An 8,817-nucleotide genomic window follows, 5' to 3' on the forward strand; every position below is an offset into this window, starting at 1 on the left:
CTGCATTGTGCAGATGCCCAAAGGCAGAGAGAGATGTATGGAGTTGTGGGAAAGGTCACAGAAAAGAGAAAGCCCCTGCGAACAGGGGCTTAAGAAGATTACTGCATCAGGAGATAAATAGAGGTATCACCACGCTGAATATTCAGTGCCAGCACGGACGGCTTGCTGTCGAGAATTTTGCGCAGTTCAGCGATGTTTTTCACCGGCTGCTGGTTAGCGCCCATGATCACATCACCTTTTTTCAGGCCGATACGGGCAGCAGGTGAGTTCGCTTTCACGTTGTTCACCACCACGCCTTTATCTGCCCCTTTGTTGCTCATTTCAGCACCTTCAATACCGCTGAAGATGGTGCTGGAATCGACCTGATTCTGACTGCTCTGTTGCAGTTCCAGGCTCACGTTAACCGGCTTACCTTCACGCAGCAGGCCGAGGGTCACTTTACTGCCGATTGGCATAGAACCAACTTCCGCACGCAGGGCGGCAAAGCTGCTGATCGGCTTACCGTTCAGAGAGGTGATCACGTCACCCGCTTTAATGCCGGCTTTAGCCGCCGAAGAGTTCGGCATGACCTGGCTTACGAATGCGCCGCGCTGAGCGTCCACTTTCATCGCTTTCGCCAGCTCGGAGTTCAGTTCGGTACCCATGATCCCCAGCTCACCGCGTTTCACCTGTCCATATTGCACCATCTGCGCAGTCAGGTTTTTCACCATGTTGCTCGGGATAGCAAAGCCGATACCGATGTTGCCACCGTCCGGTGCCAGGATAGCGGTGTTGATACCGATCAGCTCACCGTTCAGGTTAACCAGCGCACCGCCGGAGTTACCGCGGTTAATGGCCGCATCCGTCTGGATGAAGTTTTCATAGTTTTCCGCGTTCAGGCCGCTACGTCCCAGCGCAGAGACGATACCCGAGGTCACGGTTTCACCCAGACCAAACGGGTTACCGATGGCGACGGTGTAGTCACCCACGCGCAGCGCGTCAGAGTCGGCAAGCTTAATCGCCGTCAGGTTCTTCGGATCCTGGATTTGAATCAGCGCGATATCAGAGCGCGGGTCTTTACCGACCACTTTGGCATCGAATTTACGGCCATCGCTCATCTGCACCTTAATGGTGTTAGCATTATCTACCACGTGGTTATTGGTCACCACGTAGCCTTTCGCTGCATCAATAATAACGCCCGAGCCGAGTGCCATGAATTTCTGCTGCTGGCCGCCGCCCTGACCGTCATCCCCTGCGCCGCCACCCTGACAGAACGGAGAACTCTGGAATGGCGAACCGTCCTGGCAGAATGGCGAATTGTCGCCGAAGAACTGCTGGAAATTACGCGGCATACGCGGCGTATTGACGGTCGTGCTGCCCTCAACGTTAATACTCACCACCGATGGCATCACTTTTTCGAGCATCGGGGCCAGGCTTGGCATCTGCTGCGCAGTCGCTGCCGAGGAAGCTGTCTCGGCCGCCATCGCCAGAGGGGACAGCGCTAAACCTAAACTCAGAGCCAGTGCACTCATTGCTAATGTGGTTTTTTTCATGTTTCTCAATCTCGATTTACCAGATAACGCAAAATTGCTGTGTAACTCAGATTCGTTTTATACCGCTTAGTTCCGGGATTAAGTTTATGGAAAAAGTAAAAATTTATTGGTCGTCTTTACAAAACTCATGGCTTATTCAACGGCCATAAGCTTGCGGTATTCATCCCAGGCATACAAATCTGTCATCCCGCTGATATAGTCCTGGATAAGACGACAGCGATAATAATATTCCATGACTGGCCATTGGGAAGAATGGCGATCTATTTTACTGACGGCTTCAATGTATGCCAGCCGGTGGCGGGTTGAAAGCTTCTGATAGAGACGAGATTCAATCGGCAGGCGGCGAACACGTTCATTTTCGACCAGCTCACTGAACTCATCGACCGTCAGCTGGAGCAGCGGGCCATAAATCTCCAGCAACCCGCTGATAACCCGGTATCCTTGCAGCTCCAGTTGTTCGACATCCGGGTGGCTGAAAACATGGCGAACAGCCACGTTTTTATATAATTCAAGAAGCTGACTAAAACTGCTCTCATCTTCCAGCAGGGCGTGATTAAATTCCCCGCTAAATATCATCGGCAAATTATCAATGAAACGGGCGGCCGCATACGGCACCAGTTTATTCAGCGTGTTCACCCGCAAATACATAAAGAACTGATCTTCGGTACTGCGGCTCAGCGAATTTGAACGCGATTTATCCCAGGCATTCTCAACGACCTGCGCAAACAGAGAACCTTTTTCATGCTCTCCCCAGGCATCATGAAGATGCTGATACAGCTCCTCGACGCTGAATATTCTTTTTTCCACCGCGTCTTCCAGATCGGCCACGCAATAAGAAATGTCATCAGCCGCTTCCATAATCCATGTCAATGGAAAACGGCCATTAGGGGTCAGAGACAGCTCTTTACGCAACCGAGCGATGTATGCTTCTTCCGATAAGTAATAGCCCGGTTTTTTCATCAGGTAGCTATGCGTGGCGGGCGTTTCTCCGGTCCACCATGCGGGACGCGTGTATTTAAGAATACAGCCCACCTGGGCCCAGGTCAGATTCATCCGCATCAGGGAGTGCACCAGACGGATCCCCTGCGCGTTACCTTCGAAATGACACAGATCCTGGCGCACCTTACGGCGCAGATCGTTCATGCTATCTTCGCCTTCACGCAGGCATAAATCGCGTACCACACAGCGGTCATCGCTGAGCGGCTGGCTTATGGCGTCAGAGGGAAAAAGCCGCTGTTTAAACCAGTCATTGATGGCGGCCTCGCCGAAATGACCAAAGGGAGGATTGCCGATATCGTGCATCAGGCAGGCCATCTCAACGATGCTTTCGAACGGCCCGGTCAGTTCATCCAGTCCGTAGGTTTCCAGCAGACGTTGCTCTTTGAGACGGCTGAGGATCTCTTTCGCAATGTAGCGCCCCACCTGCTGCACTTCCATGGAGTGCGTTAACCGCGTACGCACCGCGGCGTTACGCTCCAGCGGGAACACCTGGGTTTTTTGCTGTAACCGACGTATGGCGGGCGAGTTGATGATGCGTCCGCGATCGCTTTCGAAAATGCGCAGGATCTCATGTTCGCTCTTATCGCCCTGTGGCGAACGGAAACGTCGGTGCCAGTTAATTTTGGTGCGAAAATCGATTGGTGCCATGTGCTCCCCCGCGTGAGAATGCGTTTCCCCTTAACCGCATGATAGACTATGCATCTTAACAAGGCACATCGCGAGTAAATCTATGAAAATCGGCATTATTGGTGCAATGGAAGAAGAAGTTACGCTGCTGCGTGACAAAATTGAGAACCGTCAGACCCTCTCCCTCGGTGGCTGTGAGATCTACACCGGCCAGTTGAACGGTGTTGACGTGGCTCTGCTGAAATCAGGCATCGGTAAAGTTGCAGCGGCACTGGGCGCGACCCTGCTGCTTGAGCGCTGCAAGCCTGACGTTATCATTAATACGGGTTCTGCGGGCGGTCTGGCGCCGACGCTGAAAGTGGGCGATATCGTGGTTTCCGACGAAGCGCGTTATCACGATGCAGATGTCACCGCATTCGGCTACGAATATGGTCAGCTTCCGGGCTGCCCGGCCGGGTTTAAAGCGGATGATAAGCTGATTGCCGCCGCTGAAAGCTGCATTAACGAGCTGAACCTCAATGCGGTGCGTGGCCTGATCGTCAGCGGCGATGCCTTTATCAACGGCTCTGTCGGTCTGGCGAAAATCCGTCATAACTTCCCGCAGGCTGTGGCCGTGGAGATGGAAGCCACGGCCATCGCGCACGTATGCCATAACTTCAGCGTGCCGTTCGTGGTCGTTCGCGCGATCTCTGACGTGGCGGACCAGCAGTCCCACATCAGCTTCGACGAATTCCTGGCCGTTGCGGCCAAACAGTCCACCGTGATGGTGGAAACCCTGGTGCAGAAACTGGCGCGTGGGTAAGGTGTCATTCAGGGCGCTGGTCGCCCTGCTTCTGCTCGCTCCGGCCTGGCTCATCGCCGCACCGCGGGTGATCACTCTCTCCCCTGCCAATACGGAACTGGCGTTTGCCGCCGGGATCACGCCCGTTGCGGTGAGCAGCTTTTCCGATTATCCACCGCAGGCCGCCCATATCGAACAGGTTGCCACCTGGCAGGGAATGAACCTGGAACGCATCGTGGCGCTAAAGCCCGATCTGGTCCTCGCCTGGCGCGGCGGTAATGCCGAACGGCAGGTGAACCAGCTCTCTTCGCTGGGAATAACGGTAAAATGGGTGGACGCGGTGAGCATCGAACAGGTGGCGCAAACCCTCCGTGACCTCGCGCCTTTCAGCCCTACCCCCCAACGCGCCGGGCAGGCTGCACAGCAGATGCTCAACGACTATGCCGCGCTAAAAGCCCGATACGGCACGCAACCGAAACAACGCGTTTTTCTGCAATTTGGCAGCCAGCCGCTGTTCACTACCGGGAAAGGCTCGATCCAGAACCAGGTGCTTGAAACCTGTGGAGGTGAAAATATCTTTGCCGAAAGCCGGGTTCCCTGGCCCCAGGTCAGTCGTGAGCAGGTTCTTGCGCGACAACCGCAGGCCATTGTGGTGGTCGGAAATGCGAGCGAGATTCCTAAAATAGAACAATTCTGGCATCGGCAGCTTAAAATTCCGGTTATCGCACTCAACAGCGACTGGTTTGAACGCGCCAGCCCGCGTATTATCCTCGCCGCAAAACAACTCTGCGCCGAACTGGCAGAGAGTCACTCAAACAGATAAATACCCCCTTCGAGGATTTAACGATGCTCGTGTATTGGCTGGATATTCTTGGCACAGCCGTTTTTGCTATCTCCGGCGTTTTGCTTGCCGGAAAACTGCGCATGGACCCTTTTGGCGTACTGGTACTCGGCGTTGTTACGGCGGTGGGAGGCGGAACGATCCGCGATATGGCGCTGGCAAATGGCCCGGTATTTTGGGTAAAAGATCCCACGGATCTGGTGGTGGCGATGGTCACCTGCCTGTTAACCATCGTGCTGGTTCGTCAGCCTCGCAGACTGCCAAAATGGATATTACCGGTGCTGGATGCCGTCGGTCTGGCGGTCTTTGTGGGAATAGGCGTGAATAAAGCCTTTATTGCCGGGACTGGCCCGCTGGTGGCGATCTGTATGGGCGTGTTAACCGGCGTGGGCGGAGGGATTATTCGCGACATACTGGCGCGAGAAGTCCCGATGATCCTGCGAACGGAAATCTACGCGACGGCCTGTATCATCGGGGGGATTGTTCACGCCACGGCGTATTACACCTTTGCTGTCCCGCTGGAGAATGCGGCGATGCTGGGGATGGTGGTCACGCTGGTGATCCGTTTAGCGGCGATACGCTGGCACCTGAAGCTGCCGACGTTTGCGCTGGATGAAAATTCAAGATAGGCGTCGTTTATAAGCCCGGTAGCGCTTCGCTTACCGGGCCTACAATCTGCATTCAGGCTTAAATACTGAACGAAGAACCACACCCGCAGGTGCTGGTCGCATTCGGGTTAGTCACCACAAAGCGCGAACCTTCCAGACCTTCAGTGTAGTCCACTGAACCGCCCACCAGATATTGCAGGCTCATCGGGTCAACCACCAGCGCGACGCCCTGTTTCTCGATAGTCATATCACCATCGTTAACCTGATCGTCAAAGGTAAAACCATACTGGAAGCCACTACAGCCGCCGCCGGTAATATAAACACGCAGTTTCAGATCCGGATTGTCCTCGTCGGCAATCAGGGTTTTCACTTTTTTCGCTGCTGCTTCGGTAAATTCCAGCGGCAACGCTACGTCATCACTCATCTTATGCTCCCATGAATACTGCGACTGCTATTGGGCAAAAATCACCCAATTCTTTTTGTCATTATCTAATACCCTGGTAATTCATTCAAGTATTCTGCTTCAGGGCCTGTTCAGCTTCCTGTTTTGCCAGGGTACGGGCAAGAATGGTGGAGTATAGTGGTTTTCCACCCAGGAATTGGGCTAATAGTGTCGCGCCGAGACAGGTAATGATCATTGGCAAAATGAGCTGGTAATTGTCGGTCATTTCCAGCACCAGTACGATCCCGGTCAGCGGCGCGCGCAGGGAGGCCGCCAGCAGCGCCCCCATTCCCGCAACCGCAAACGTCCCCGCATCCAGATGGTAGGCCGGGAAACCTGCCGCCGCCGCCATCCCGAACGCCGTACCCAGCAGCGTCCCCAGTGCCAGCATCGGAGCAAAAATGCCGCCCGGGGCGCCAGAGGAGAAGCACAATACCGTGGTGATGACGCGTGAAATAAACATAAACAGCAGCAGGCCTACGCTGAAATTCCCCGCCGCGGCAATGGGAATCAGGCCGAAACCGCCGCCCGCCGCATTCGGTTCGATGAAACCGAGGATCCCGCACACGCCGCCAAGCAGGCCTCCCACCAGCACCCATTTCGTGGTATTTCCGCCATGGATGCGCTGAAACATATCCTGCGCCCGTAAAATCAGGGTGTTAAAAAGCGGGCCGACGACGCCAAAAATCATCCCAAGAACCAGATACAGCCACAGGGTATTGACCGGCGCATTGGTCAGCTTGCCAACTTCAATCACCGCCCCTTCGCCGTTAAAGACGCGAAAGACAATGCTCGACATAATCACGCCGGTAAACACCGCTTTAATGGAGATCAGGTTGTAGCGGAACTGGGCGCGCATCTCTTCAATGATAAACAGGATACCCGCCAGCGGCGCGTTAAACGCCGCAGACAGCCCCGCTGCGGCCCCCGTCGCCAGCAGTGTATGCCGTGCTTCGGCGCTGCGCATACGGAACAGATCGCCGACCATGCGCCCGACGTTACCGCCCAGCTGTACCGTTGGCCCTTCCCGACCGAGCACCATGCCCGCCCCGAGGGTTCCCATCCCGCCGATAAATTTCACAGGAAGCACCCGCCACCAGCGAACCGGGCGTAGCTCCTCCAGCGCCCCCTCAATTTCAGGGATCCCCGAGCCACCTGCTTCAGGTGCGAATTTACGCACCAGAAAATACCCCACCATGGCAAACAGCGCCGAAAGGCCAAAGGCCCACACCCAGACCAGCCATTCCCGATCGGCAAAGCTGGCGACAGTACCTATGCGCCAGTTGAGCACCGCGTTGACCGCTTTCTCGAATGCGACCCCCACCAGCCCGGCCAGCGTACCGACCACGGCGGCTGCCAGCAGAATGGCTAACGGTGTTTTGTCACGGTTGAGCAGCCGCCGGATACTGACCCGGTGCTTCGCGCGCGTAAACTGTTGTTGTTCAAAAGAAGGTGTGTTCTCGTTCATTACCTGTTCTGTTTCGTCATACAAAAGGCCGCAGGGATTCTACCAGAGACAATCCCCTCGTCCCCTGAAAAATACTTAACAATTGTTAAGCCTTCTGAGGGGCAAAAATTTTATAACCTCTTCCGAATCACTTAGAATAGTTGCCTTAACTTATTTCTACGAACCAGGAACGACGCCATGAGCAAGTCTGAAAACCTCTACAGCGCAGCCCGCGAGCTAATCCCAGGCGGCGTGAACTCACCCGTGCGCGCCTTTACCGGCGTGGGTGGCACCCCGCTGTTTATCGAACGTGCGGATGGGGCATATCTGTATGATGTGGATGGTAAAGCCTATGTCGATTACGTCGGCTCCTGGGGCCCGATGGTACTGGGGCACAACCACCCGGCGATCCGCAACGCGGTGATTGAAGCCGCTCAGCGCGGCCTGAGCTTCGGCGCGCCAACCGAGATGGAAGTCAAAATGGCGGAGCTGGTCACCGAGCTGGTGCCAACGATGGACATGGTGCGTATGGTGAACTCCGGTACCGAAGCGACCATGAGCGCTATCCGTCTGGCGCGCGGTTTTACCGGTCGTGACAAGATCATCAAGTTCGAAGGTTGTTATCACGGCCACGCCGACTGCCTGCTGGTAAAAGCCGGTTCCGGCGCGCTGACGCTCGGTCAACCGAACTCCCCGGGGGTGCCGGCTGATTTCGCGAAACACACGCTGACCTGCACCTATAACGATCTGAACACCGTTCGCGCCGCGTTCGAGCAGTATCCGCAGGAGATCGCCTGCATCATCGTTGAACCGGTGGCGGGCAACATGAACTGTATTCCACCGCAGCCGGATTTCCTGCCGGGCCTGCGCGCACTGTGCGATGAGTTCGGCGCGTTGCTGATCATCGACGAAGTGATGACCGGTTTCCGCGTCGCGCTGGCGGGAGCACAGTCATACTACGGCGTAGAGCCGGATCTGACCTGCCTCGGCAAAATCATTGGCGGCGGCATGCCTGTCGGCGCGTTTGGCGGCCGTAAGGACGTGATGGACGCGCTGGCGCCAACCGGTCCTGTTTACCAGGCAGGTACGCTCTCCGGTAACCCGATTGCGATGGCGGCGGGCTTTGCCTGTCTGACCGAAGTGGCGCAGCCGGGTATCCACGAAACCCTGACGGACCGGACGACGCAGCTGGCAAACGGCCTGCTGGAAGCCGCAGAAGACGCGGGTATTCCGCTGGTGGTAAACCACGTCGGCGGGATGTTCGGGATTTTCTTCACCGATGCGAAAACCGTGACCTGCTATCAGGACGTGGTGAAATGCGACGTGGAACGCTTCAAACGCTTCTTCCATCTGATGCTGGAAGAAGGCGTGTATCTGGCCCCGTCAGCGTTTGAAGCGGGCTTTATGTCCGTGGCACACAGCGAAGAAGATATCAATAACACCATCGACGCAGCGCGTAAGGTGTTTGCGAAGCTGTAAAATGTGCGGCTTGATGCCCTCACCCCAACCCTCTCCCACAGGGGGAGAGGGTTCCCCAGTA

8 protein-coding genes are annotated in these 8,817 nt (G+C 55.7%); 4 read left to right on the forward strand and 4 right to left on the reverse strand.

Annotated features, from left to right (window positions below; all coding sequences use genetic code 11):
• Positions 1-98: 98 nt before the first annotated feature.
• Together degP and dgt are read right to left on the reverse strand one after the other, a co-directional pair.
• Positions 99-1,532, reverse strand: a complete 1,434-nt coding sequence (gene degP / locus IM290_RS16915) for a serine endoprotease DegP (RefSeq protein WP_015572718.1) — start codon at positions 1,530-1,532, stop codon at positions 99-101.
• Positions 1,533-1,664: 132 nt separating this feature from the next.
• Complete coding sequence (dgt, locus tag IM290_RS16920; RefSeq protein ID WP_193041412.1) at positions 1,665-3,179, reverse strand: dGTPase; 1,515 nt, start codon at positions 3,177-3,179, stop codon at positions 1,665-1,667.
• 82 nt (positions 3,180-3,261) lie between these two features.
• On the opposite strand from dgt, the gene mtnN reads away from it, so the two are divergent.
• From mtnN to IM290_RS16935, 3 genes are read left to right on the forward strand one after another with little or no spacing between them, the layout of a single operon-like run.
• Positions 3,262-3,960 carry a 5'-methylthioadenosine/S-adenosylhomocysteine nucleosidase gene (gene mtnN / locus IM290_RS16925; protein ID WP_003856223.1) on the forward strand — a complete coding sequence of 233 codons (699 nt, stop codon included), beginning with the start codon at positions 3,262-3,264 and terminating at the stop codon, positions 3,958-3,960.
• Positions 3,953-4,762: a vitamin B12 ABC transporter substrate-binding protein BtuF gene (gene btuF, locus IM290_RS16930; protein WP_017383741.1), complete on the forward strand. Its 810-nt coding sequence runs from the start codon at positions 3,953-3,955 to the stop codon at positions 4,760-4,762. Before mtnN ends, btuF begins: the two co-directional genes overlap by 8 nt.
• 23 nt (positions 4,763-4,785) lie before the next feature.
• The gene (locus IM290_RS16935; RefSeq protein WP_003856227.1) at positions 4,786-5,409 is read left to right on the forward strand and encodes a TRIC cation channel family protein; all 624 of its coding nucleotides are present in this window, start codon (positions 4,786-4,788) and stop codon (positions 5,407-5,409) included.
• Between the two features lie 58 nt (positions 5,410-5,467).
• Here the strand turns inward: IM290_RS16935 and erpA are convergent, their stop codons facing one another.
• Both erpA and clcA read right to left on the reverse strand, forming a co-directional pair.
• On the reverse strand, positions 5,468-5,812 hold the full coding sequence (gene erpA / locus IM290_RS16940) for an iron-sulfur cluster insertion protein ErpA (protein ID WP_003856230.1): 345 nt from the start codon (positions 5,810-5,812) through the stop codon (positions 5,468-5,470).
• An 85-nt stretch (positions 5,813-5,897) separates the two neighbouring features.
• Positions 5,898-7,298 carry a H(+)/Cl(-) exchange transporter ClcA gene (gene clcA, locus IM290_RS16945; RefSeq protein WP_017383743.1) on the reverse strand — a complete coding sequence of 467 codons (1,401 nt, stop codon included), beginning with the start codon at positions 7,296-7,298 and terminating at the stop codon, positions 5,898-5,900.
• A gap of 177 nt (positions 7,299-7,475) precedes the next feature.
• On the opposite strand from clcA, the gene hemL reads away from it, so the two are divergent.
• Complete coding sequence (hemL, locus tag IM290_RS16950) at positions 7,476-8,756, forward strand: glutamate-1-semialdehyde 2,1-aminomutase (RefSeq protein ID WP_015572714.1); 1,281 nt, start codon at positions 7,476-7,478, stop codon at positions 8,754-8,756.
• Positions 8,757-8,817: the final 61 nt, after the last annotated feature.

Source organism: Enterobacter cloacae complex sp. S1 (assembly GCF_014930525.1).
In the GTDB taxonomy this organism is placed as follows: Bacteria; Pseudomonadota; Gammaproteobacteria; order Enterobacterales; family Enterobacteriaceae; genus Enterobacter; species Enterobacter hormaechei_C.

Bases quoted from the DNA above. Each gene is read 5' to 3' on its own strand.
- degP (WP_015572718.1), bottom strand. From the start codon at position 1,532: ATGAAAAAAACCACATTAGCAATGAGTGCACTGGCTCTGAGTTTAGGT.
- dgt (WP_193041412.1), bottom strand. From the start codon at position 3,179: ATGGCACCAATCGATTTTCGCACCAAAATTAACTGGCACCGACGTTTC.
- mtnN (WP_003856223.1), top strand. From the start codon at position 3,262: ATGAAAATCGGCATTATTGGTGCAATGGAAGAAGAAGTTACGCTGCTG.
- IM290_RS16935 (WP_003856227.1), top strand. From the start codon at position 4,786: ATGCTCGTGTATTGGCTGGATATTCTTGGCACAGCCGTTTTTGCTATC.
- erpA (WP_003856230.1), bottom strand. From the start codon at position 5,812: ATGAGTGATGACGTAGCGTTGCCGCTGGAATTTACCGAAGCAGCAGCG.
- clcA (WP_017383743.1), bottom strand. From the start codon at position 7,298: ATGAACGAGAACACACCTTCTTTTGAACAACAACAGTTTACGCGCGCG.
- hemL (WP_015572714.1), top strand. From the start codon at position 7,476: ATGAGCAAGTCTGAAAACCTCTACAGCGCAGCCCGCGAGCTAATCCCA.